The sequence below is a fragment of the Lysobacter sp. A286 genome (assembly GCF_054052105.1).
On record NZ_JBSVRJ010000001.1, the window covers coordinates 773233 to 797117 of the forward strand.

A 23885-nucleotide genomic window follows, 5' to 3' on the forward strand; every position below is an offset into this window, starting at 1 on the left:
ATCACGATGAAGCAGATGGTTTCGGTGCTTGTATTCCTGCTGATGGCCGGTGTCGCGCCGGCTGCTCACTCGTTAGTACTTCCGGCCGAGCTCGGGCAGCAACTGGAGCAGCGCATCGATGCCTTCGTCGCCGCGCCGGGTTATGAGGAACTGGATGTCGAGTCCATGGTGGACCAGGACTGGTACGCCCGTTTCCCCAATGCCGGGGAGTCGGCGTTGCTACCCGACGCCGACCTCGACCCGGTCACGCGCAGCATGCTGCTGTTCGACAGCCGGGAGGCGCCACTTGGCGCGGACGGTATCCCGGCCAGGGCCCGCTACCGCATCACCCGCCATCAACGCTCGCTCGGCGACGACTGGTCTGACGTCCGGCATTCCTACATCGAGATCACCCGCTACAACCTGGCGCCGTCCTGGCACCGGATGCTGGTCGCCGAATACGGCGATCGCGCGGCACCGGCCGGGCCGGCCAGGGAGCTTCCTCATGTCAGCTGGCGCCTGGTCACGACCGGGGTGATGGGGCAGCGTGCCGCCGTTGTCGCCGCCAGCCGTCGCGTGATCACGCCGGACGAAGCATCACAGGCGATGTGCCTGGGACGGCCGTGTCTGGCACTCGAGCCAATGGAGCCGACTGATGCAGGTGATTTTGAGCCGATGCCGGCACCGGAGCTTGCCCCCGCGATCTATCGTGGGGCGACGGTTTCCCAGAGCGAGCCGGAGTTCGCCATTGCCGCGCCGGCACGCATCGCCCAAGCATTGTTCCAGCTGGCCACCGGCGAATATGACGAGTTGCACGAGGGCGCCACGCCGGAGCGGCCGGAGATCACCATGTTGATCGGCCTCAACAGCAGCGGGCAAGAGCGCAATTCAAGCGCGCTGATGCACTTGACCGCGTTGATGGATGACGCCACATCGGCGAGCTGGATCCAGCGGCTGGAAGCCCCTGGCAACGTGGAGTGGCAGCGCGTCGACGTCGCGCGATCACGCGGCCACTAGTTATTACGCACAGCACATGCACAGGAGCAACTCCATGAAAGTGACGACATTTGAACCACTGCGCAGGGCGACGCTGCCACTGGCGCTGATTGCTGCCGGCATGCTGGCCGGTTGCAGCGGTGGCACTCCCGAGTCCGCAAGCGCGGATGTATCAGCGACGCCCGGAACGTCAACATCGTCCCAACCGGCGACGAAATCGGAGGCGCGTGCGCCGGCGGATTTCGAAGGCACCATGCAGCAGTTGATGATCTCGCTGGGGCCTGATGCGATCAGCTCGATTGCCGGCAGCAGCGATCTGGAAGCCATTCTTGCGCTCTCGCCCGACCGGGTCATCGAGGCCGTCAACAACGGGGAGGTGGAAGCCGAGTCGATCCAAAAATCGACAGTGGAGATCGACGGTCCGATGGGCCGGGTGGAGTACGAAGGCCAGTCGGGTTACACCATCATCGATGGTGAACAGCAGGCGATACGCGTGGTGGATGGCGACAACCGCACGATCATGACCATGCGCCCGGACGAAATGGCGGCTGGGAAGAACGGAGAAGAGTCCAGTCCAGTGGCGCCCGACATCGAGACGCTCGGAAAACGCGAGATTCGTGGCTTCGATACGACCGGCTACCGTTTCGAATTCCTGGATGACAGCATCGTCACGATCTGGATGTCGGAGGACCTCGGATCGCAAATTGGTGCGGTCTTCGACGTCTGGACCGACCTCAGCCCGTTCGGCCACATGGAACAACTGGGCGACGGTGTGCCTGTGCGTACGGTGACGGTGAACCACGAGACGTTGGCGGCGGGCGGCGGTTTCATGCCGGCTTACACCATAGTGGAGCAATATGACCTGCAGCCGGGCGATATCGATGACACCCGCTTCGAGCTGCCCGAAGGTTACCAGCAGATGGATATGGCCGACCTCGCACGCGGCATGCAGATGCCGTCCGGAGAGTAAGGCCCGCCGGGCGGGTGGCCATCATTCAGCGGTCGCGCTGTACCGCCAATCGTCCCAGTGACCGCAACAGGTCGGCGCGTTGGTCGAACGGTGCCAGCGCGTCGTCCATGGCGACGGTCAGTTCCTGCAACCGCTCCCGGGAGGCCTGCATGCCGATCAGCGCCGGGAAGGTGGCCTTGTCCTGGGCGATGTCCTTGCCGGTGCTCTTGCCGAGCACCGCGGTGTCACCTTCGACATCGAGGATGTCGTCGCGGACCTGGAACGCCAGGCCGAGCGCGTCGGCGTAACTGTCCAGCGCTTGCAGCGCATCCTGGCCGGCACCGCTGCAAAGCGCACCCATCCGCACCGCGGCGCGGATCAGGGCGCCGGTCTTGAGCGCATGCAGTTGCTCCAGGTCGGCGATGGTCATGCCGTGGCCGTTGCCGGTCGCCTGCAGGTCCAGCGCTTGCCCGCCGCACATCCCGCGGCTGCCCGCGGCAAACGCCAGCGTGCGCAGCAATTCGACCCGTACCTCGGCATCGACCGGCGTCTCCGCCAGCACCGCGAAGGCCAGCGATTGCAGCGCATCGCCGGCGAGGATCGCGGTGGCTTCGTCGAAGGCGACATGCACGGTGGGCTGGCCGCGGCGCAGAGCGTCGTCGTCCATTGCCGGCAAGTCGTCGTGGATCAGTGAATAGGCGTGGATCAACTCGATCGCGACCGCAGGTGCGTCGAGCACAGCCGGGTCTGCGTCGAACAACGCGCCGCTGGCGTGGACCAGCAGTGGTCGCATGCGCTTGCCGCCCAGTAGCGCGGCGTGGCGCATGGCGGCATGCAGGGTCTGGGGCTGGGTGTCGAGTGCGGGCAAGGCCGCGTCCAGCGCGGCGTCGCAGCGCTCGCGCAAGACGACCAGTTGCGGGTCAAGCATCGGGCGCAGAGGGTGGAGCGAACTCTTCCGCGCTGGCGGGATCCTGGGGGTCGCTGAGCAGGCGTACGCGCAGTTCGGCCTGTTCCAGTGCGACCTGGCAACGGCGATACAGCCCGACGCCGCGCTCGTAGGCGGCCAGCGATTCTTCCAGGTTCATCTCGCCCAGTTCCATCTTCTCGACCAGTTGCTCGAGCGAGTCGAGCGAGGTTTCAAAATCGGCGACCGGTGATGCTTCGGGGGTGGCTTTGCGTGGCATGGTGCAAGTGTGCCGCCGGGCTCGGGGATGGTCAATCGAGCGATGGCTCCGGCGCCGTCGGATGCCATTGCAGGCATGCGTCGTGGTCGCGCAGCCACTGGTCCAGCGCGGCGGAACGGATCCGGTCGCCGGCCGCCAGCAGTTCGCCTTCAGCAGTGGCCAACAGGGGCAGCTGCACGCGTTGCCACGGCGGTATCGCAAAGTCCTGCAGCACCTGTTTCAGTGCATGGCTGTGGCGACGCCCGGGCAGGGTAATCCGCTCGCCGCCGCGGCGCGCGTGAACCAGCAGGCGGCGGCCAAAGCCGTCGGGGATGGCGGGATCAAGCGCCAGTGTTCCGCCACCGGGCAACGGCAGCGGCGCGGCGCCGTCCCAACTCGCCTGCCACTGGTCCGGCAGCGGCGGTTGCCGCGGTCCGGCATGAAGCAGGTCGCGCCAGGCATGGATGACCGCGCCGTGCCAGACAAAATTGGCCGATGCGTCGGCGGGTGAGGGCAGTAGCGCGGACTCGATCTGCGCGATGCCCGCGGCCGGTAGTGGCGGTAGGCCAAGCGTGCCGATCCAGTGACGCAACACGCGCGCGCGCCGGGCCGGCGGCAGTTGCGACAGGCGCGAACGCAACAGGATTGCTGGTTCGTCGGCGATAACGTCCGACAACGCCACCGCATCCTGCGTGTCGAGCAGCGTGGCGGCCTGCTCGCACAGCGCCGCCGAGCGCGCCAATGAGCCGGCCGCGTGTGGCCAGCGCTCCTGCAACAGTGGCAGCACCCGCTGGCGCAGGAAGTTGCGGTCGAAGGACTCGTCGGCGTTGCTGGGGTCTTCAATCCAGTGCAGGCGATGCTCGGCCGCGTAGGCTTCCAGGGTGGCCCGTGACAAGCCAAGCAGGGGACGCCACAGATGACCCCGGCCAAACTTTCGCCACGGCTGCATCGACCCGAGACCGTCGGGGCCGGAGGCACGCATCGCGCGCAACAGGAACGTTTCGGCCTGGTCGTCCAGGTGATGGGCGAAGGCCAGGATCTCGCCATCGGCCAGTCCTCGCGTAAAGACGCCATGACGCGCATGCCGTGCCGCGGCTTCCAGCCCCTGTCCGTCGCCGCGCGACACCGTTACCCGGGACACTGTCAGCGGTATCGCCAGCGCGTCACAAAATGCCTGGCAATGCCCGGCCCATTGGTCGGCGTCGGGGTGCAACCCATGGTGGACATGCCAGCCGCGCAGGCCACGTTCGCGGACCGCCGCGATACCCGCCAAGGCGTGCAACAGCACCGTCGAGTCCAGTCCACCACTGAGACCTACGCACACCGGCCCGTCAGTGGGCGCTTGCAGGGCTTCAGCGAGCAGGGCAGCGACCGGGCGCATCGCGCATCGCCGCCCTCAGCGAGGGCCCCACTTGCGGCGCTGATCGCCGTCATGGCGCCCGTCACCGGTGGGCTCGTCATCGGTGCTGCGGTCGCCCCCGGACGTTCTGGCGCGTGGCCTGGGATCCAGCAGCAGGCAGCTCAGCGCGACCAGGAACAGCGCGATGGCCAAGCCGGTGAACATCATCGCGAAGATCACGTTGACCTCCAGGCTGGCCAACGCACCGACGACCATCACGGCGCCGGCGATGGCCCACAACGCCGCGTAGGTAGCATTACGCATGAGATCAGGCCGCCGCGTACGCGCCGTAACCGCGCAGGCGCTCGTAGCGACGCTGCAGCAGTTCGGCAGTGGGCAAAGCTTCAAGGGTGTCCAGCTCGTTCATCAATACCGTCTTCAACCGGATTGCCATCTGTTTGGGATTGCGATGGGCGCCGCCGGTCGGCTCGCGCACCACCTTGTCGACCAGTCCCAGCCCGTGCAGGCGCACGGCGGTCAGGCCCAGTTGCTCGGCGGCGTCCTTGGCCTTGCCGGCGTCCTTCCACAGGATCGACGCGCAGCCCTCCGGCGAGATCACCGAGTAGGTGCTGTGTTGCAGCATCACCGTGCAGTCGCCGACGCCGATCGCCAGCGCGCCGCCGGAGCCGCCTTCGCCGATCACGGTGCAGATCACCGGCACCTTCAATTCGGCCATCTCCAGCAAGTTGCGCGCGATCGCCTCGGATTGGCCGCGCTCCTCCGCGCCGATGCCGGGATAGGCGCCGGGAGTATCGATGAAGGTCAGGATCGGCAGCTCGAAGCGCTCGGCCAGCTTCATCAGCCGCAGCGCTTTGCGGTAGCCCTCGGGACGCGGCATGCCGAAGTTGCGCTTGACCTTGCTCTTGGTGTCGCGGCCCTTCTCATGGCCAATGATGACCACGCTGCGGCCGTCAATCCGGCCCAGCCCGCCGACAATCGCGGCATCGTCGCTGTAAGCGCGGTCACCGGCCAGCTCCTGGAACTCGTCGCATATCACCCGGAGGTAGTCCTTGGTGTGCGGCCGCGCCGGATGCCGCGCCAGCTGCGAGACCTGCCACGGGCTCAGATCGCGGAAGATCTGCGCGGTCCGCCGGCGCAGCTTGTCCTGCAGCGCGTGGACCTCGGTGTCGGCGTCGACCGCCGAACCACGGCTGGCCTGCCGGAGCTCCTGGATCTTGGCTTCCAGATCGGCGATGGGTTGTTCGAAGTCGAGATAATTCGGGTTCATGCGTGGACCAGGGCCAATGGCAGCCAGTAAAGGCTGTGAAGCGCACAGTCTATCCGACCGGCCCGGGCCGTACCGAGGCGTGCCTGGCCCCCCGCTGCTGACATCGCGGTGACGCCATGGCGTGTCTACTGTCGCCACACACCCACCCAGGAGTGACAACGTGTCCCGATTGTTCGACCCGCTGACCCAGCGCGACGTGACCTTCCGCAACCGCATCATGGTCTCGCCGATGTGCCAATACTCTTCGCGCGACGGCGTGCCGGACGACTGGCACCTGGTGCATCTGGGCAGCCGTGCCGTTGGTGGCGCCGCGTCGGTGATCGCCGAGGCCACCGCGGTCTCGCCGGAGGGCCGGATCTCGCCGGCCGATACCGGGCTGTGGAACGACGCGCAGGCGCAGGCCTGGGCCCCGATCGTCCGGTTCATCGACGGCCAGGGCGCGGTACCGGGGGTGCAGCTCGCCCACGCCGGCCGCAAGGCCAGCACCGACGCCCCGTGGCGCGGCGGTGGCGCGGTGGCGCCGGCGCAGGGCGGCTGGACGCCGGTTGCACCCTCGGCGCTGGCCTTCGACGCCGGCTCGCCGGTGCCGGACGCGCTGGACGCGGCCGGCATCGCCAAGGTCATCGAGGATTTCGTCGCCGCGACCCGGCGAGCGCTGGACGCCGGCTTCCAACTGGTCGAACTGCACGCCGCGCACGGCTACCTGCTGCACCAGTTCCTGTCGCCGCTGTCGAACCGGCGCAACGACGACTACGGCGGCAGCTTCGACAACCGTATCCGCCTGGTGCTGGAAGTCATCGACGCCGTGCGCGCGATCTGGCCGGAGCGGCTGCCGCTGTGGCTGCGCATCTCGGCGACCGACTGGGTTGACGGCCAGGGCTGGGACATCGAGCAGAGCATCGCCTTGGCGCGGCTGGTCGGCGAACGCGGCGTCGACCTCATCGACGTCTCCAGCGGCGGCGCCGTGCCCAACGCAAAGATCCCGCTGCAACCGGGCTACCAGGTGCCGTTCGCCTGCCGCATCCGCCGCGAAGCCGGCATCGCCACCGGCGCGGTTGGCCTGCTGACCGCGCCCGATCAAGTCGAGCGGATCATCACCGAGAACGAGGCCGACGTGGTCCTGCTTGCCCGCGAGCTGCTGCGCGATCCGTACTTCCCGCGCCGCGCGGCGCACGCGCTCGGCACCGAACTCACCCCGCCGGAGCAGTACGGGCGTGCGTGGTGAGCTGCGCAGGGTCGATCGACACGCTATCTCTCTGAACGTGCACGTGCGCCGGCTTGAACCGCCTTTGCGCGTGGACGCAGATTGCGACGGGGTTCAACTTGCTCCATCCGCTTTTGCAGCTTTTTCGCGCTGCGCCACTGGACATTAAAGACGTCGAACTCCGCCGGCTTGATCAGCGACACGCCCACCTGGCAATCAAGGATCGAACCGGTGAATTGACAGTTGCTGAAATAGGCATGCTGCGGGTTGGCCCCTTGCAAGGCACCCCTGCGCCACTGGGTGTCGAGATAGGTTTTGATGCTGGCTTCCGCAGCGGCGGCAATCGACGGGCCCGGTGCTGCGCTTGTGAGCCAGGCGCGCAACGAGGTATCGATCGAGTGCTCAAGATGGCGCAGGTAACGGTATCGCGAGACATACGGTTGGCCGCCGGGGTCCAGTACCCGTGCGCCCCAGATCATGGGGTTATTGCCCGGGGTAATCTGGTGCAGCACATTGATGCTCTTGGGGTTCAAATAATCGAGTACCGGCCCCAGGTCGCGTCCCAGTGCCGGGTTCAAGATGGCGGAAAGTTCCGCACGCGTCCCCGCGGGGCTTTTAAACATACCCCTGGTGCGGTCGGTGCGCGCGATCACTCCCGCCACCGCCGCAGACGGCGGCATCGGGCGGCGGCCCGCGCTGGCGCTGGAATCATCCACGACCAGCCACGGCGCATACAGAGCGGCGTATGTGCTGTCGAGTCCGGTCCGATACGTCTTCAACCCGGCCGCGCCACTGTTTTCCGGCGCATCGATCACGGCAAAGCGGTTGGGGCTGGTAGCGACGTGCTGGATCAGCGCCTTCATCACCGACCGCAGCGTTGCCGGATCGCCGATGCAACAGGAGGCTCCCGGAAGCGCGACCAGGCTGACAGGCAAGGCTGTGCTGGCGGCCAGCGCCCGCCGAAAATCCCCCGCCGAACTTCCGCCTGGATCGATCGCATACAAACGGTGGCCCCCATTGGCAAAAAACTGCGCGGCCGCCAGCGCCCCAAAATCCGTCCCGCTTGAACGGCCGTAGACCGCCACGTACTCGGCCACGCTTTCGACCGGCCGGGCCGGTTCAACCACGTTGGCCGTCGGCACGATAAACAAAGCCGCATCATCGTGATGATCCACAACAGTCACTGGGCCCTGCGCCGCAGCGCTAGAGCACAGGACCAACGCCACCAGGAACAACCAGTATCGCGTCATCATCTGCATCACCTTGATAAAACCAAGAGTCCCATCGACGCCCGACAGCCGCCGCCGGTCGCCAGCGGCCGTACCATCCCCAGCAGGCTGACCAGGGTCTTGCCAGGCTCCTCCCACGGGATCATATGGGAGGAGTTTTCGAACCACACGCCCGCCTTGCACGGCGCGTCAACCTTCTCGATCCATGCCGCGGTCGGCGCTGAGGGCGTGGTGTAGTCGTGCCGGCCCATGAACATAACCACCGGGATCGGGAACGACTCAACGTCGCTGAAATCCACCGCCAGGAACTCCGGCAGGATCCGCCCCAACGTGAACACGTTGCCCGCATCGATCGCGTGCACATCCTCGGCGTCGTACACCGGCGACAGCCACGGGCCGCGGTAGTAATAGGGCGACTCCGACCGGTACGCGCTCATGCCGCCGTAGTGCTGCGACCACTTGCGCGCGGTGATGATCCGCTCGCGGGTGATCGGCTGGTCGCCTGGATACGGCGCGATCGACTCCATCTCGCGCACCGCCGCCTCGTTGCCTTCCGCCTTCGCACGCTGCAGGCCGTACTCGAAGCTTAGCTTCTCGTTCAGCCGCGTATTGATGACCTGGCCGATGCCGACATAGGCGTGGAAAAGGTCCGGCCGTTGCAACGCCGCGTTCATTGCGACGATCGTGCCCCAGCTGTGGCCAACGAGGACCAGCTTGTCCTGGCCCAGCCGCTCGCGCACGTGCTCGGCGATCTCGATCGCATCGTCCACATAGCGCGGGATGTGGATGGTGTCGCTGATCGTCTCCGGGTCGGTCTCCAGGAACGTCTTGCCGGCGCCGCGCTGGTCGTAGTGGACGACGGTGAAGTATTCCTCGATCGGCCGCTGGAATTGCCACGCCGTCGGCATCGTCGGCGACGCCGGGCCGCCGTGGATAAACAGGATCACCGGATTGTCGCGGTCCTGCCCGCGGATGTTGATCCACTGCTCGATGCCGCCGATACGGGTCTTGTAGGTCTCCTGCACGCCGTCGGGCGCGACGATGCGGCCAAGGTCCGCGACCGCCTCGCGCATCTTGCCGCAGAGCTCGCCGCACTCCGGCGTCTGGGCCTGAACCTGCGACGGCAGGCACAGCACCGCCAGCAAGAAGGAAATCAATCCAGTATTTCTCATGCGCTCCCCGGGAGTTGGCCGAATCCGACGCAGCTTAACGCGATCCGGAGCCTGGTCCTCCGCCGCCTCGGGCGGCGCGAGGCTGTTGCTATACATCCCCGAGCGGTCGAAACAGCAGGTGCGTCGCTGGCCGCTGGCGAGCTTGTCGTAGGCGAATGCGATCACCTTCTCATGGGTAGAACAGCAGCAGACCAAACACGGCAAATACGGTGAGGTGCATGTACCCCTGAATCGGTGACGTACGCTGCCCATTGAAGGTCAGCATGCTCAACGCTGCGGTGATGAGGAAAAGCACAGTATCCGCATTGGTGATGCCCATGATCACCTGTTTTCCGGTGATCAAGCCAATGACCAGAACCGCCGGAACGGTTAGGCCAACGGTGGACACGAAGGCGCCCAGGCAAAGATTGATGGCCCGTTGCATCTCATTGTTCAGGGCTGCTTTGACCGCCGTGATCGACTCTGGCGTAAAAACAATGATGGCGATGAGAACCCCGCCTACGGCGACGGGCGCGCCGGAGGCAGCAATGCCAAAGTCCGTGACAATAGCGAGGTCGTGAGCAAGCAGAACGATCGGGAGAATCAGGGCCAGCAGAACGCAGGAGCGAATCACGAGGGCGCGCGCAGAGTGTGAGCCGGATGCGGAAATGCTGGCATCCTGTTCCGCCTGGGGGGCATTGGTGGCGGCCTTGATCGTCATCGATCCTTGCGGTGGCTGGACGAAGTAGCGTCGATGGCTGCGCATCTGCATCCACAGGAAAATTCCGTACAAGAGCGTGGTCAGAACCGAGATGCCAACCGCCTGCGTTGCCGAGAACTCTCCCGCGACGCTTGTGTAATTGGGCAGCACCAGCGCTACGCCGGTGAGAAGGACGATCATTGAGAGGTAGGCGACCGCGCCTTGGGCATTGAACTCCTGATCACCATGACGAGCCGAACCAGCAATCAGGCAGATGCCTGTCACCAAGTTCAGGATGATCATCATCACGGCGAAAATGGAATCCCGCCCGATGGTTGGAAACGTTCCGGGGCCAAGCAGCACGGATACAATCAGGATCACTTCGATCAAGACGATCGACAGCGTAAGAATCAGCGTGCCATAGGGCTCGCCCAGTTGATGCGCCAGGTGGTCGGCTTCACGCACGACACCAAATGACGCCGCCAGGATGGTAATAAAGAGCACGATGAAGACGATGGCTGCCGTCGTTGTGCTCAGTGGCTCGCCAAGCCATTCCGCCCCAAACACCATGAAAAACCCTACCACCAGCCACGAACCCAGCAGTCTGAGCCAGGTTATTGGCGGTATGAGTTGCTGCAATCCAGGGTGTTTCATTGGCCTTGTTCTCTGTTTGCGTGGGCAGGGGCACGGAGTTCGCACGGGCTTCCTGATTGCACCGAAGCGTCGGGCAAATCGGCGGCATTGCCAAATGCGTGTTCCGTGCTACTACGCCCCGGAACGAAGAGGGCCGCCCCTGCGGGCGGCCTCATGTGGTGCGGCCGGTCGCCTACTTGGTAGGTGCGCCAGCAAGAATCTCAGACATGACCCAGTTGGTTTTTGCAGCCTCCACGCCCAAAGATGGGTGCGGAGAGCCGGTCTGTAAGTGTTTGATCATGTTTTCGACATGAAAAGTCTGAATGTGTAAAGGGTTTTCAATGAATACTGATCTATCCGATCCATCGACATGCAGCTCCAGGGGCATCTCATCAAACACGGAAAATATTATCGTGCCCCTCTCTCCGATAATCTTAACTTCATCTTTCCTGCTTGCGCCGCCGAAAATCCAGCTGCCACTCCCAAGCGCCCCATTCGCGAACCTCCAACATGCACTCACCGCGTCCTCAGCTCGATACAGGCCTTGTTGATTAACTGCGATACCAGACGCGGCGTCAATGTCTCCCAGTAGAAAATGAAACAAGTCGATGCCATGACTCGCAAGATCAGAAAAGTATCCTCCCGGTGCTGCCAGGGGATCGGTCCTCCAATTCGGCTCCCCGCTCAGGTCTCGTGGGGAGGGCTGTTTTACAAGATGCCAGTGTACCTCTCGAACTTGGCCGATTAGATCCTGCGATAACCATGACTTAAGTTCCGTGAAGCGTGGCAACGAACGGCGATAGTAGGAAACGAATAGCGGTAGCCCCCGCGCTGCGAAAGCATCAACCATGCTCAGGCATTCCTCGTGATCGAGCGCCATTGGCTTTTCAACGCAACAAGGCTTCCCTGCACGCGCAACTTTCAGTGCCAACTCCTTGTGACTTGCAGGTGGAGTGGCCACATAGACGGCATCCACCTCTTTAGCCGAAATCAGGTCATCTACGTTCTCATAAACAAATGGGACGCCATGGCGTCGTGCATAGTCTTGGGCCGACAAGAAGCTTCTCGACGCTACGGCGGTCAGGGCAGAGCCCGCGGTACTGTAGAACGCCGGGCCACTCTTCACCTCGGTCACCGCGCCGCATCCGATCATGCCCCAGCGAATGATTGGAGCCGCCTCACGATGTTGCACAGAATGCCTCCCAGGCCTCATCAACGATCCGTTGAAGATCAGTCATGTTTGCGCCGCTCGTTGGGAGTGAGATGGCTGAACGCACTATCCCCATACGATCGAATAACTTCTGAAATCACAATGTGATAGCCAGCGTACCAGCGTGAGTAGTTTCGTTTGGCTTCTTGATGGGTTGGGTGCTCCGAGAATGCTTTCAATGTATCGAGGCTGTCCCAGTAGTAGGTAGCATTTTTGCGTTTCCCGTCCGCCGACTGCCATGACTCAACACCAAGGTAGCCTGGCATGGATTGAGCCAGCTCTTCCACCATGGCGTTGAGGCGATGGAACTCTTCGTCATAGACGCCGGGTTCCCAGATGAAAGCCGCAATGAACATGTTGAACCCCCTCGGCTATCTGACTATGAGTCTTTAAATTCCACTTCGGCTCCATCCAACAGCGGCATAAAGGGCTCGGAGGCGGAAAGTTTGAGGTCTACCCAGAAGGTAATTTTTTCGGCCCCAGGCGGACGCTTGGCGAAGTGTGTCTTAAAACCGGCATCGAAGGTTCCGTGCTCGACCTGTTGCAGGGTTTGTTGCAATGATCGCAGCTCGGCCTGGCCCTCAACAGTGAGCGCAAACAGATATGTCGTGATCGGAAGGTCCGAACTCAAAAACCCACCGGGACGCGTTTCCTTTGTGACATTCAAGGCGTTAACGCCCATCTCGCTTGAGTGGGCAACGGACGGATTTTTAATCGAGAAATTGAGATGGGTCGCCGCCACGTCGACTTCGAAGCCTTGAGGCACCGAAAGCCTGACCCGAAGTTGTGCCGGATCGACTTGCGCCAATGAGCGCGGAGACATGTGCGACAGGCTCATCATGGTTGAAAGCGGAATGGATACGCAACCAGAAATGCACATAGTCGTTGCGAGCAGAGTTGCTAAAAGAAATCGCATGTTATATCCCCCAGTTAATGCGTTATATCTTGAGTTTCTGAATCAATACATCTCCCGGTCCTCGCCGCTGATTGGCGCCAGCGGGTACAGGCAGGCATTCTGGCTAAACTCGCGTTCCTCCGCCGGCAGCGCTTCGATGCAGGCGATGGCCATCGCCACCTCCTCGACGCGCTGCTCGGTCTGCTGCCCATCGCAACCGAGCGCATGGGTAGTGGGCCACGTGCCGCCGGCGCCGGTCAGCGCCCCGAACAGCTCGCACTCGGCGGTCCGGTACACCAGCCACGCAGCGTGCTGCGACTGGAGCGCTGAAACCAGTCGCTGGTCGGGGAACCGGGTCCGGCTGCCGATCACCAGCGCCATCAATCGGGCTTGCTGCTGCTCCAGTTGCGCCTCGGCTGCATCGCGCCGCTCGGCCATCAGGAAACCGGTGTGCATCGAACTTCCTTCCGGCCAGTCGGACCGCTTGTCCTGGGCCAAGACCGGCGCCACCATGATGGCGGTGGCAAGAACCAGCAGGGTGCGGAGGTGCCGGAGCCGAACGGGGTGCAGCATCACGATCCGGCTGGCGGCGGTGGCAGGTGAACGATCACCGAGCCGACGGTTTTCCCGCCTTCGACCACGGTGAACTGCGTGCTGGCGCGGGACACCGATACCGGTTCCTTGCAGGTGGCCGACACTTCGCCGGATTCACCCGGCGCGATCTTCTCGAGCGACTCGGGCAGGTGGAACATGCACACCACATCGCGACCGCCGAAGCGGACCTTGGGACGGTAGTTGTCGCGGATTGGCGTCATGCGCGCGTCGCGGCCCTTCTCTGAGAAGTTCAACGACAGCGTTACCGGGATCGCCTGTCCGGAGCCGAAGCCAACCGTATCGTCCACCCGTTCGGCGGCGAAGGCTGGAGTGCAAAGGCTGGACAGCGCCAGGACGGCAAGGACGGATATTTTCATGCGGAGTGCTCCATGCGTTAGGGGGCTTTACGCTACCGTATCCGTACGTGACCACGCCACGATCCGCCGCCTAGTCCTCCGCCGCCTCGGGCGGGGCGAGGCTGTTGCTGTACATCCCCGAGCGGTCGAAACAGCAGGCACGTCGCTGGCCGCTGGCGAGCTTGTCGCAGGCGGTCTCGATCCGGCGCACGCGGGTTTCCGGCCGCTTGGGGGAGGTGATCCAGTGGACCCAGTCGCGCCGCGCGACCGGCGTGATGTCCTTCCACACCGTCCGGGCTTCCGGGGTGTCGGCCAAAGCCTTGCGCAGGTCGGCCGGGACCTTGGGCTCGGGTTCCTGCTCGACCGGGCTGATCTCCAGCGCGACCTCATCGCCGGCCTTGGCACCCGCCGCCTCGCGCAGCTTCTTGTCTACCTTGAGCCAGTGGCTGCCCTGGCCGTCCGGCTCGAGCGTGGCCTGAAACGGCGCGCCGCCGAGCGTGCCGTCGACGGTGGTCATGCTGCGCGTGGGGAGCTTGCCGCTGGCGGCCTTGGGCAGGATGAGGAAGGTCCAGGTGGCCTTCGCAGGTTCTGCCGGCCGCAGGAGCCTGGTCTTGAAGTGGATGCTTGACGTGGTCTTGGTCATATCCAGTCAGTCCCGTTTTGCCGCGCCGTGAGGCTCAGGCCGGTTTGCGCTTCTTTGCCTTGGCCTTCTTCGGCTTTGGCGCTGGCAACGCTGCTTCAGTCGCCACCAGCAGGGCGCGCAATGCATCGCCATCGTCGAGCAACTCGTCGGCCACCGGGTAGGGCTTAGCCCCCGGGTATGGCGGCCGCCGGGGCAGTCCGGCGGTCAGCGCCTCCGTCGCCGGCGTGGCCTTGATGAAGAGGCTGTTGTCGCAGGCGAATGCGATCACCTTGTCGTGCAGGTACAGACCGTACTCGCCGAACATCCGCTTGTGGGTGAACGCGGCGCCGAGGTCGGCCTGCTCGGCGATGTAGTCAATGAACTCGCGGGTGGTGGCCATGGGCGGATATCAGCCTTCCCGTCCGTAGACCCGCTCGACCTTCGCGATCCGCACCGTGTACTGCGAATACCAGTCCGCGCGGCCCTGTGCCTGGGCGAGCCGGTGATCAGAGTTGCGCTTCCACGCGGCAATCGACTCCAGGCTCTCCCAATAGGAGACGGTGATGCCGGCCCCGTCCGCCCCGCGGGCGCTTTCGATGCCGAGGTAGCCGGGCTGCTGCGCCGCCAGCTCGTCCATGCGGGTGGCCATCTCCTCGTAGCCGTTGTCACCTTCGGTGCGCTGCGCGGTGAAGATGACGGCGTAGTAGGGCGGTCGTGGCGTGTTGGCTGGCATGGGAATCCTCCTGTACCGGTTAGTGGCAGCCGTCCCGGGGCAAGCCGCGGTCGTTGGCGGGTGCGACGCGTTTCTCCAATCAACGGTCGGCGTAGGGGTGTCATTGGACGCGGCGATGCAGGCGCGCAGCAACCACTCACACTTTCCCATCCCCCATAAACGGATACCGGTAATCCGTCGCCGGCACGAACGTCTCCTTGATCGTGCGCGGGCTGATCCAGCGCATCAGGTTGAGGATCGAGCCGGCCTTGTCGTTGGTGCCTGATGCGCGGGCGCCGCCGAAGGGTTGCTGGCCGATCACGGCGCCGGTGGGTTTGTCGTTGATATAGAAGTTGCCGGCGGCGTTGCGCAGCCGTTCCAGGCCTTGCTCGATGGCGTAGCGGTCCTGAGCGAAGATCGCGCCGGTCAGTGCGTAGGGGCTGGTGCGGTCGACCAGGTCGAGCGTGTCGAGCCACTTGTTTTCGTCGTACACGTACACGGTCAGTACCGGCCCGAACAGTTCGTCGCGCAGCGTGCGGTAGTCCGGGTTGCTGGTGACGATGATGGTCGGGCGCACGAAATAGCCGTCTGCATCGTCGTAGTCGCCACCGACCAGTATTTCCGCGTCACCTGATGCCTTCGCCTCGTCGATCGCGGCCTTCTGGGTCTTGAAACTCGCCGCGTCGATCACCGCGCCCATGAAATTACTGAAGTCGGCCACGTCGCCCATCGCGATACTCTCGACTTGTTCCACCAGCAGGTTCTTGAGTTGCGGCCAAAGGTTGCTCGGCACATAGACGCGGCTGGCGGCGGAACATTTCTGGCCCTGGTATTCGAACGCGCCGCGCACGATGGCCGTGGCCAGCGCGACCGGGTCGGCGCTGGCGTGGGCGATGATGAAGTCCTTGCCGCCGGTTTCGCCGACCAGGCGCGGGTAGCTCGCGTACTGGTCGATGTTGTTGCCGACCGTGCGCCACATCTGGTGGAACACTTTGGTCGAGCCGGTGAAATGGATGCCGGCAAGGTGCTTGTTCTTCAGCGCGGGATCGCCGATGTCCGCGCCACTGCCAGAGACCATATTGATCACGCCGTCGGGCAGGCCGGCTTCTCTGAGCACCTGCATCAAAAAGTGCGCGCTGTAGACGGCAGTGCTGGCCGGTTTCCACAGCACCGTGTTGCCGCACAGCGCCGGCGCGGTCGGCAGGTTGCCGGCGATGGCGGTGAAGTTGAACGGCGAGACCGCGAACACGAAGCCTTCCAACGGCCGATGCTCCAGCCGGTTCCACATGCCGGGCGAACTTTGCGGCTGCTCGCGCAACAGTTGTTCGTAGAACGCGACGTTGAAGCGCAGGAAGTCGATCAACTCGCAGGCGCTGTCGATCTCGGCCTGGTGGCAGGTCTTGCTCTGGCCGAGCATGGTCGCGGCATTCATTACGTCGCGATACGGACCTTCCAGAAGATCGGCGGCTTTCAGGAACACCGATGCGCGGGCTTCCCACGGCAGGTTGGCCCAGTCCTTCTGCGCACGCAGCGCGGCGGTGATCGCCGTCTGCACTTCCGTCGCGCCGCCCTGGTGGAAGTCGCCGAGCACATGCGCGTGGCGATGCGGCATCACCGCCTGGCCGAGCTTGCCGGTGCGCACGTCCTTGCCGTCGATGACCAGCGGCATCTCGATGGTCTCGCCCGACATCCGCGCCAGCGTCGCCTGCAGGCTGGCGCGTTCGGGGGATCCGGGCGCGTAGGCGCGGACCGGCTCGTTGACGGGCACGGGAACCGTGGAGATGGCGAGGGACATGGCGGACTCTCCTGCACGGGGGATACCGATTGTAGGCATCCTGCCGTGAAGGCAGGCCCGGAAGCCTGACCCCGTTTCAGGCAATGCCCGCACCTACAACGACTGTATCGACAACCTGCTGCATGATTCAAAGACCTCCGGCCAGCTTCGCCGGCTTGAGCAGATCGGCAAGCCCGATGCGGTGAAGCATTTCAGCTTTGACGCGATCAATCACCGCGAAAGCGACGTTCGCACCGTCCTGGGCCGGATCGTAATGAACGCGGAAGGGGCGTTCACCGAAGGGCGTATCGACAACACCGACGATCGCACGCGACACACCTTCAGGATCGGCATCGTCCGGCACGGTCGCTGCCAGTTTGGGCTGAAGTTCCTCGGCAAAGTTCTTGTATGGACCGGCCTCGTATTCCGCCACGCGCTGCTCGTCGGCCGGCCGGCCCGAATGGACAAAGTGATTGGTGCCCTTGGTGAAAGCCCCCGGCACGATGATCGTGGTTTCAATGCCCCAGCGTGACAACTCGCGGGCATATTGAATCGCCAACGCATCCATTCCCGCCTTCGCCGCGAAGTAGGGTGCAAGGTAGGGCGGCGTGCCGCCGGCCACGCTGCTGCTTGATACCCAGACCACCAGGCCCTGTTTGGCGGCGCGCATGTGCGGCAGCGCAGCGCGGTTCACCCGCTGCGTGCCGAGCACGTTCACGTCATATTGCTGGGCATATTGCTCCGGCGTGAAGGCTTCGGCCGGGCCGAACACCATATGGCCGGCATTGTGGATGAGCACGTCGATCCGTCCGCTTCCAGCGATGACCTCCTCGACGGCTGCATTGGTCGAGGGCTCCGACTGCACATCGAGTTCGACGGAGCGAAGGTCCACGCCTTCGCGCGCCGACAATTCCGCCAGTTCGGTCGCGTTCTTCGCGTTGCGCCCGGCGATGTCGCGCATCGAGGCATAGACGGTGTGGCCCGCGCGGGCGAGCGCTTCCGCTGTCAGGCGGCCGAAGCCGCTGGAAGCGCCGGTGATGAGGATGATCTTCTTGGACATGACAGTGTTCCTTTCAATTAATCGCGCTGTTGGGCGCGTGACTGAGGGGATGAGGGGTCAGACCATGCCGCCATTGGCGCGCAGCACCTGACCGTTGATCCAGGCGCCATCGGGTCCGGCGAGAAAGGCGACGGCCGCCGCAATGTCCTCGGGCGTGCCGAGCCGTTCGAGCGGATTCATCTTCGACATGCGCTCGATCAGTTCCGGCGACTTGCCGTCGAGGAAGAGCGCTGTCGCGGTCGGTCCGGGCGCAACGGCATTGACGGTGATGTTGCGGCCGCGCAGTTCCTTGGCGAGGATGCCAGTCAACCCTTCGACGGCGGACTTGGTGGCGACATAGACGCCATAAGTTTCGAGTTTGAGCCCGACGACGCTGGTCGATAGATTGACGATCCGGCCACCATCGCGCAGACGCCGTGCGGCCTCGCGCAGGGTGTAGATGCTCCCCTTGAGATTGACAGCAATCTGGCTGTCGATGAGGGTGTCGTCACCATCGGCAATCGTCGCCAGGCGCATGATGCCGGCGTTGTTGACCAGAACGTCGATACCGCCGAAAGCCGCTTCGGTCTTGTCGAACAGACGTGCCACCGCCGCCGCATCGCTGACATCGGCTTGCGCGGTGAGGGCCTTGCCGCCGGCAGCCTCGATCTTGCCTGCCAGTTGCTCGGCCTCGCCGGCATTGCCGGCGTAGTTCACGACGACCGTGAAACCGTCCTTGGCAAGGCGTTGGGCAATCGCTGCACCGATGCCACGCGAGGCTCCGGTGACGATTGCGACCTTGTTGGTGTTCGTAGTCATTCGAGTTCTCCTTTGTGAGTGCGTTGCTGACAAAGGAGAGTCTGTGCTTTTCAAAGTCTCGGATAATCCCATGTAAACTGGCATTACTATCCGAAATTAGCGAACAAACAATATGGATCGCTTCGATGCCATGCGCATCTTCACCCGTGTCGCCGAGCGGCGCAGCTTCACATTGGCGGCCGACGATCTGGGAGTGCCGCGCTCGACCGCCACCGATGCCGTCAAGCACCTGGAACGGCGGTTGGGTGTACGCCTGCTTGAAAGAACGACGCGCGTTGTAAGGCCCACGCTGGACGGGGAAGCCTATTACCAGCGGTGCGTTCGCCTGATTGCCGACCTGGAGGATGCGGAAGCGGGTTTCAGTGGAGCCAAGCCCTCGGGCCTGCTGCGCGTCGATGTCCACGGTACGCAGGCGCGCTATTTCCTGCTGCCCGGCCTGCCGGACTTTCTTGCGCGCTATCCCGACATCCACTTGTATCTAAGCGAAATTCACCAGCCGCTCGACATGGTACGAGAAGGCTACGACTGCATCGTGCGCGCCGGCACGCTGACGGATTCTTCGCTCTATTACCGCAAGCTAGCCGAGTTAAAGCGCGGCACCTTCGCCAGTCCGGATTATCTCGCTCGCTTCGGGACGCCACGCACGCTCGATGATCTCGCCAACGGCCATAGAATGATGGGCCTGCTGGCCCCAGACTCATCGTCCATCAGGCCGCTCGCATTCACCGTTGCGGGCAAGGTCCAGGAATTGATGTTGCCCAGTGTTCTTACGGTCACCGGACCGGACACGAACCGTGCGTCGGCCTGTGCCGGCCTCGGCATCGTGCAGGTGCCGCGCTACGGTGTGGTTTCCGAGCTTGCCAAGGGTACGCTTGTCGAATTGCTGCCGGACTACCCGCCGCCGCCCCTGCCGGTGCATGCGCTCTATTCCCACACACGTCAGCTTTCGCCGCGCCTGCGCGTCTTCATCGACTGGCTGGCGCAGCAATATCGAACACGCGACGCCCTTTGAGAATGGAAATTAGCTGCCGACTGACCAAAGACGGGGTCAGATGCACTTTCTTCTCACGATAAGTGAATCTGACCCCGTTCCAAACTCCGTTTAAAACTTTTAGATGCTAAAGCCCATATCTTGCTGAGTTGCGCGGAGCATCTGCGTGATATCTCGACTGCTTGGTAACGTTGACGACGTAGGAAAACCTACTTTTTTAGTGGTTCTCTCAATCTCTGGCCAAATGTCATCATAGTGAACTAAGCAGGCACCTACCACGGAGAAGTCGACATTTAGAACGACGTGAGCAAGCCATTCAAAACTGTTTTTCTTACCAGAGAAGCCAACAGCACGACTCTCCCTTGTAATCGTCCCATCTCGCTTCAGCTCGTACTTGCGTGTTTTAACCTCTATTCGTTGCAGATCGGGGTGCTCTATGTCAAACCCACGATTCACTGCATTCTTACGATTGCCGCCCAAAGCCTTATGGATCAGCAGCTCCCCATAGTCACCGACCAAATTCTTGATCCCATTGGAGGCTAGGAACCTATTAATCTTGGCCTGGACTGATATTGCTTCTTGAAGGCTTGATATGGCCACGAACTCCCCTTGGTATCAGACGCCCGAGTTAAGCCGGATGCGTAGCGTAGATGACAATGTGGCAGGCTTTTTTCGCCATGTTGTTGGTGAAGCGCGGCAGGTTCGGGTTGAATGAATTGTTATGCCACGATCCCGTAAGGAAAAGTGAAGCGGCCGTGCTTGCCCTTGGCGTGTGATCCGGCGAGTACCATTCCCAAAAGATTATTGCGGGTGAGTGGGGTCACCTTTGATCTGCCTTAGTAGGGCTTCAATATCCTCGATATCTAAGGTGGACGCGAGCTTGGCGATTGCATCCCGTTTCTTCTTCAACTCCGCGCCGTCGGCCTTCCGCTCTGCTTTGAGTTGGCGGGCCTTGACGATAACCTCCGCTTCGTCCGCTACCTCTATCAGAGCTTGAATGACGTGCGGCCTAACCACTCCCGCCTTCTTTGCGATTGCCGAGATTGCATCGTACTCAGTTGCGTCCAGCATAATGGACTTTCGATCTTGTACTACGGCCACAAATCCCACTCCCTTGAACTGTTGATTTTGTTGGATTGTAAAGCAACATCAGGCGCACGTGCTTGCTGTGTGCGGCCTAGCTCTTAGTAAAGCCAAAAAGTAGGGTGGCCTGAGCTGCGCGCGGAACTACTGCATCGGTGACGTGCTAGCTAAACACGACGCAGGTGCCGCGCTATCCGCCCCAAGGCCTCCCCAAAGCCAATTTAACGGCCTTGACTCCGATACCGCCTTAAAAAATGGGGTCAGGTTCACTTTCTTCTCACGATAAGTGAACCTGACCCTGTTTCTCCGAGCGAGCATCGGAATTGTGAGAGCGCGGGAAATTTTCATAAGCGGCTAACGTTGCGGTTGAGCCGCGTGGGCGCCGCTTCGGCGTCCGCGTCGGCTCGAACGTTGTTAGCTTCCTGCGTACTTCTTCGCGAGCACGCGCAGGTCGTTCTCAAGAGCCCCAAGAATATTGGCTTGCATGAGGCAATAAGCAGAAGGATCGATGGAATCTGGCGTTGGCGCTCCCGCGTACAGGCGGAACGTATCCGCCAAAGCTTTTCTCTTCTTTGCTACCTTCGAGTCCTTTCCATGGTCCACATCGTGCTCATTGAGGGTTCTCAAGTCATTCACGTGTCCAAACGACGTGGGCAGCTCGCCTTCCAAGCGTTGGCCTATGCTTTCTCTAAAAATGAAATAAAGACCCTCAACGAACTCTTTGTATTTTCCAGAGCTGCGAACCACTCCACCCATGTCAGTAGTAAGGGCTTTCGCGGTTTTGTTGGTTATCTTAAAAAGATCTTTTCCATTCTTTGCCGCGTACCTCTCGTTAACTTGGTAGATTAAGTTAGAAATACCGGACGCTTTCGAGCCAATATCCGCCTCCACACCTTTTGCAACCGCAACCCCATCAGAAACTGAGGAGTAAAGATCAGGATGCATGCTGAAAAGCTTTCTAAGCAGGATCGCGTTGCGTGTGTCGGCACCAGAGCGGAGATTCGCGTTGACTGTCCTCTGAAAATCCAGGTAATCATAGTCATTGGCGTTCTGCCCAAGCTCAACCTGACGAGAAAGCTCTTTCCCGAATGCTTCGATGAACGCAACGACTTCCTTGAAGCGCTTCTCCGGCACTCCTACGCGAAGAAGATGGCAGGTCATGGTTATGACGGACTGCACCATCGTCCTGTTTCGGAGATGTGTCGACGGATGCGGCAGGTGCTTATGCAGAAGATCGAGCGCCTTCTGGGCCCTCTTGGCGTTTGCTGAAGTCGTGGGGAAGTTGCTTTGCGCTTCAAATATATTCTTCACATCTGCAAAGCGTAGGCCTGCACCTAGTCCCTCAATCTCGATTACCATGACCTTGGCAGCGATATCAAAATATGCGTAGCGCCGGCTAGGCACTGCTGTCGTCTCGGAGAAGAGCTTGTGCTTCGCTAACTTATTGCAGAAGTCCCGTAGCTTGCTGTGAACAGCATTAAGTTTCTCGCTGCTGTTTAGCGGCAATCCTTCTTGAAGCCTCAGGAAGAACTCCTTCTGGTCCTCTTCGTCCGCCTCTGTTATCTCATCATAGTCAAGCTCATAATCGTCAAAAGCGTCTGAGATGTTGTCTGGGAGTTGTTCATAAGTCCTTGCTCCTCCGCCAAAGGCTGCGGTTTCCTCACTCAGTTCAAGGTCGCCGTCGAAGAACTCCCAGATGGCAGTAAGCCTCTGCTGCCCATCAAGAACCTCATACTCCGCGGGTTTCGACGAAGTCTTCAGCAGGTAGAGTTTTGGAAGCCGCCAGCCTCGAAGAATCGTATCAATCAACTTTTGCTTTTTTTCCTTTCCCCAGACCGCTTCGCGCTGCCAATCGGGAATCTCGTATCGGTCACGCCTCTTGTAAATTTTATCGAGGGCGCGCCGCTCTAACTGCATCTTCAAGTCATGAACTCCTTTTAGCTAACCACCTGAGTTAAGCCGACCTGCGAAGCGGGTTCGGCTTGAATGAATTGTCAGCTACTGCCCGCACTGTTGATGACACTGAGCAGCTTTTCGAGCGTGTCGGACCTGTAGCGCACCTCGCTTGGAGTATCTCGCAGTGGCGGACGATCGTCTGCTTGCCTTAGAGCTTCCGTGAGGCCGCTTGTAGTTCCGTAGATGGGGCCGCAACTGTGAGCGGCTTTGGTCTTGGGATGGACCCATGGAGTGCCTGATGGACAAGCATTGCGTTCAGTAGCGCCAAGTCTTTCCCGGGGTGCATGCCGTCAGTGGCGAACCATGTCAGCTCAGGCGCCGCGCTACGCGACCGTTGTAGCTTCTCTGAAACTTCGACGTACATGACCCCCGCCTCCTCAGCAACCGCGGCCTCCTTCTCGACCAAATTTCGGGACACAACCGCATTGGGCTGGTCCAAAGACGGGGTCAGGTTCACTTCCTTCTCACGATAAGTGAACCAGAGCCCGTTTCGCGCGGAAGGGGTTGGGAAGATCCTTACGGGCCAGTTGGGACGCCAAGATTGCTAAACTATTTGCCCAGGTGTCGTTTCATCAAATCGTCAGCGGTTCCGTATTTGTCAGTGCGTTGAGACGCCTTGAGTCTAAGTTTTACGCAATTCAAATAGCCAAGACCTTCACGACTGCTTATGAGGTCACCCATCGAAAGGGATTGAAAACCTTCCAATTTAGGGTACGTCGGAAGATTTTTGGCTCTGATAAGCTCGTCGGCCTTCTCGCATGTGAAGTAAAAAAATGAACCCTTAGCGAAAAACACGCCGAAAGAAGGGTTGTGATGTATCGGATACCGTGGAGCGTTGGCAAGTGCTTGTCGCCGGGATTCATCAGTAATATTCTGAATATCTCGCACGTATTTTTCTCTAATTGCTTGTTGCTCTTTACGTCCGTGCTCCAGAACATCCTGTATAGCGTCTCGGTTTGCTTGGGCTTCAGCATTCTCAACTGACCCCAAATATGAGGCGAAGGATATGACCAGCACGAAAGATACTTTTAGAAACCTTGAAAGCATGTCTGTTTTCCAAGAAGGCTAGGCGCCTGAGTCAAGCTTCGCCGCGAGGGAGGTTTTATCTGTGCGTCAGCAAGCCAAAAACGGGGTCAGATGCACTTTCTTCTCACGATAGGTGGACCTGACCCCGTTCACTTCGATTCCATGAATGGTCCGAAG

27 protein-coding genes are annotated in these 23885 nt (G+C 61.7%); 4 read left to right on the top strand and 23 right to left on the bottom strand.

The features are described 5' to 3' along the window. Positions 1-6 precede the first annotated feature (6 nt). On the top strand, positions 7-996 hold the full coding sequence (locus tag ACW7G0_RS03685) for a hypothetical protein (protein ID WP_456987697.1): 990 nt from the start codon (positions 7-9) through the stop codon (positions 994-996). A 34-nt stretch (positions 997-1030) separates the two neighbouring features. Continuing rightward, positions 1031-1945, top strand: coding sequence for a DUF4412 domain-containing protein (locus ACW7G0_RS03690; RefSeq protein WP_456987699.1), 915 nt, complete (start codon positions 1031-1033; stop codon positions 1943-1945). Positions 1946-1970: 25 nt separating this feature from the next. Here ACW7G0_RS03690 and ACW7G0_RS03695 read toward each other — a convergent pair whose 3' ends face one another. From ACW7G0_RS03695 to ACW7G0_RS03715, 5 genes are read right to left on the bottom strand one after another with little or no spacing between them, the layout of a single operon-like run. After that, positions 1971-2852 (bottom strand): polyprenyl synthetase family protein, encoded by an 882-nt coding sequence (locus tag ACW7G0_RS03695; protein WP_456987701.1) that lies wholly within the window; start codon positions 2850-2852, stop codon positions 1971-1973. Further along, on the bottom strand, positions 2845-3108 hold the full coding sequence (locus tag ACW7G0_RS03700) for an exodeoxyribonuclease VII small subunit (protein ID WP_456961959.1): 264 nt from the start codon (positions 3106-3108) through the stop codon (positions 2845-2847). Before ACW7G0_RS03700 ends, ACW7G0_RS03695 begins: the two co-directional genes overlap by 8 nt. A gap of 31 nt (positions 3109-3139) precedes the next feature. Continuing rightward, positions 3140-4468 (bottom strand): tRNA lysidine(34) synthetase TilS, encoded by a 1329-nt coding sequence (gene tilS / locus ACW7G0_RS03705; RefSeq protein WP_456987702.1) that lies wholly within the window; start codon positions 4466-4468, stop codon positions 3140-3142. Between the two features lie 15 nt (positions 4469-4483). Beyond that, positions 4484-4750 carry a hypothetical protein gene (locus ACW7G0_RS03710; protein WP_456987703.1) on the bottom strand — a complete coding sequence of 89 codons (267 nt, stop codon included), beginning with the start codon at positions 4748-4750 and terminating at the stop codon, positions 4484-4486. A 4-nt stretch (positions 4751-4754) separates the two neighbouring features. Continuing rightward, complete coding sequence (locus ACW7G0_RS03715; RefSeq protein ID WP_456987704.1) at positions 4755-5714, bottom strand: acetyl-CoA carboxylase carboxyltransferase subunit alpha; 960 nt, start codon at positions 5712-5714, stop codon at positions 4755-4757. Between the two features lie 160 nt (positions 5715-5874). Here ACW7G0_RS03715 and ACW7G0_RS03720 point away from each other — a divergent pair, with 160 nt between their 5' ends. Further along, positions 5875-6939 carry an NADH:flavin oxidoreductase/NADH oxidase gene (locus ACW7G0_RS03720; protein ID WP_456987705.1) on the top strand — a complete coding sequence of 355 codons (1065 nt, stop codon included), beginning with the start codon at positions 5875-5877 and terminating at the stop codon, positions 6937-6939. Between the two features lie 23 nt (positions 6940-6962). Here ACW7G0_RS03720 and ACW7G0_RS03725 read toward each other — a convergent pair whose 3' ends face one another. The 14 genes from ACW7G0_RS03725 to ACW7G0_RS03790 all read right to left on the bottom strand — a co-directional run bounded on the left by ACW7G0_RS03725 (position 6963) and on the right by ACW7G0_RS03790 (position 18652). After that, entirely contained in the window at positions 6963-8171 is a 1209-nt protein-coding gene (locus ACW7G0_RS03725) for a phage tail sheath subtilisin-like domain-containing protein (RefSeq protein ID WP_456987707.1), read from the bottom strand. A 5-nt stretch (positions 8172-8176) separates the two neighbouring features. Then, entirely contained in the window at positions 8177-9319 is a 1143-nt protein-coding gene (locus ACW7G0_RS03730; protein WP_456987708.1) for an alpha/beta hydrolase, read from the bottom strand. Positions 9320-9488: 169 nt separating this feature from the next. Then, positions 9489-10652 (bottom strand): calcium:proton antiporter, encoded by a 1164-nt coding sequence (locus tag ACW7G0_RS03735; RefSeq protein WP_456987710.1) that lies wholly within the window; start codon positions 10650-10652, stop codon positions 9489-9491. Positions 10653-10824: 172 nt separating this feature from the next. Next, entirely contained in the window at positions 10825-11823 is a 999-nt protein-coding gene (locus tag ACW7G0_RS03740) for a Gfo/Idh/MocA family protein (protein WP_456987711.1), read from the bottom strand. Between the two features lie 38 nt (positions 11824-11861). Further along, the gene (locus ACW7G0_RS03745) at positions 11862-12197 is read right to left on the bottom strand and encodes an antibiotic biosynthesis monooxygenase family protein (protein WP_456987713.1); all 336 of its coding nucleotides are present in this window, start codon (positions 12195-12197) and stop codon (positions 11862-11864) included. A 23-nt stretch (positions 12198-12220) separates the two neighbouring features. Next, positions 12221-12682 carry a hypothetical protein gene (locus ACW7G0_RS03750; RefSeq protein ID WP_456987715.1) on the bottom strand — a complete coding sequence of 154 codons (462 nt, stop codon included), beginning with the start codon at positions 12680-12682 and terminating at the stop codon, positions 12221-12223. Positions 12683-12799: 117 nt separating this feature from the next. Beyond that, positions 12800-13309: a lysozyme inhibitor LprI family protein gene (locus ACW7G0_RS03755; protein ID WP_456987716.1), complete on the bottom strand. Its 510-nt coding sequence runs from the start codon at positions 13307-13309 to the stop codon at positions 12800-12802. After that, on the bottom strand, positions 13309-13707 hold the full coding sequence (locus tag ACW7G0_RS03760) for an EF-Tu C-terminal domain-related protein (RefSeq protein WP_456987718.1): 399 nt from the start codon (positions 13705-13707) through the stop codon (positions 13309-13311). The genes ACW7G0_RS03755 and ACW7G0_RS03760 overlap by 1 nt, the downstream gene beginning before the upstream one ends. Before the next feature lie 70 nt (positions 13708-13777). Further along, entirely contained in the window at positions 13778-14329 is a 552-nt protein-coding gene (locus ACW7G0_RS03765) for a YdeI/OmpD-associated family protein (protein ID WP_456987720.1), read from the bottom strand. Positions 14330-14363: 34 nt separating this feature from the next. After that, complete coding sequence (locus ACW7G0_RS03770; protein WP_456987721.1) at positions 14364-14708, bottom strand: TfoX/Sxy family protein; 345 nt, start codon at positions 14706-14708, stop codon at positions 14364-14366. 9 nt (positions 14709-14717) lie between these two features. Beyond that, complete coding sequence (locus tag ACW7G0_RS03775; RefSeq protein ID WP_456987723.1) at positions 14718-15041, bottom strand: antibiotic biosynthesis monooxygenase family protein; 324 nt, start codon at positions 15039-15041, stop codon at positions 14718-14720. Positions 15042-15177: 136 nt separating this feature from the next. Next, positions 15178-16815, bottom strand: a complete 1638-nt coding sequence (pruA, locus tag ACW7G0_RS03780; protein ID WP_456987725.1) for an L-glutamate gamma-semialdehyde dehydrogenase — start codon at positions 16813-16815, stop codon at positions 15178-15180. A 127-nt stretch (positions 16816-16942) separates the two neighbouring features. Next, positions 16943-17854: an SDR family oxidoreductase gene (locus ACW7G0_RS03785; protein WP_456987726.1), complete on the bottom strand. Its 912-nt coding sequence runs from the start codon at positions 17852-17854 to the stop codon at positions 16943-16945. 57 nt (positions 17855-17911) lie between these two features. Further along, the gene (locus ACW7G0_RS03790) at positions 17912-18652 is read right to left on the bottom strand and encodes an SDR family oxidoreductase (protein ID WP_456989442.1); all 741 of its coding nucleotides are present in this window, start codon (positions 18650-18652) and stop codon (positions 17912-17914) included. A 112-nt stretch (positions 18653-18764) separates the two neighbouring features. Here ACW7G0_RS03790 and ACW7G0_RS03795 point away from each other — a divergent pair, with 112 nt between their 5' ends. Beyond that, entirely contained in the window at positions 18765-19664 is a 900-nt protein-coding gene (locus tag ACW7G0_RS03795) for a LysR substrate-binding domain-containing protein (RefSeq protein WP_456987727.1), read from the top strand. A gap of 99 nt (positions 19665-19763) precedes the next feature. On the opposite strand, the gene ACW7G0_RS03800 is transcribed toward ACW7G0_RS03795, so the two are convergent. The 4 genes from ACW7G0_RS03800 to ACW7G0_RS03815 form a co-directional block, all read right to left on the bottom strand. Next, positions 19764-20243 (bottom strand): hypothetical protein, encoded by a 480-nt coding sequence (locus ACW7G0_RS03800; protein WP_456987728.1) that lies wholly within the window; start codon positions 20241-20243, stop codon positions 19764-19766. Positions 20244-20444: 201 nt separating this feature from the next. Next, entirely contained in the window at positions 20445-20714 is a 270-nt protein-coding gene (locus tag ACW7G0_RS03805) for a hypothetical protein (RefSeq protein ID WP_456987729.1), read from the bottom strand. A 426-nt stretch (positions 20715-21140) separates the two neighbouring features. After that, complete coding sequence (locus ACW7G0_RS03810; protein ID WP_456989443.1) at positions 21141-22643, bottom strand: DUF262 domain-containing protein; 1503 nt, start codon at positions 22641-22643, stop codon at positions 21141-21143. Positions 22644-23231: 588 nt separating this feature from the next. Then, positions 23232-23729, bottom strand: a complete 498-nt coding sequence (locus ACW7G0_RS03815; RefSeq protein WP_456987730.1) for a hypothetical protein — start codon at positions 23727-23729, stop codon at positions 23232-23234. Positions 23730-23885: the final 156 nt, after the last annotated feature.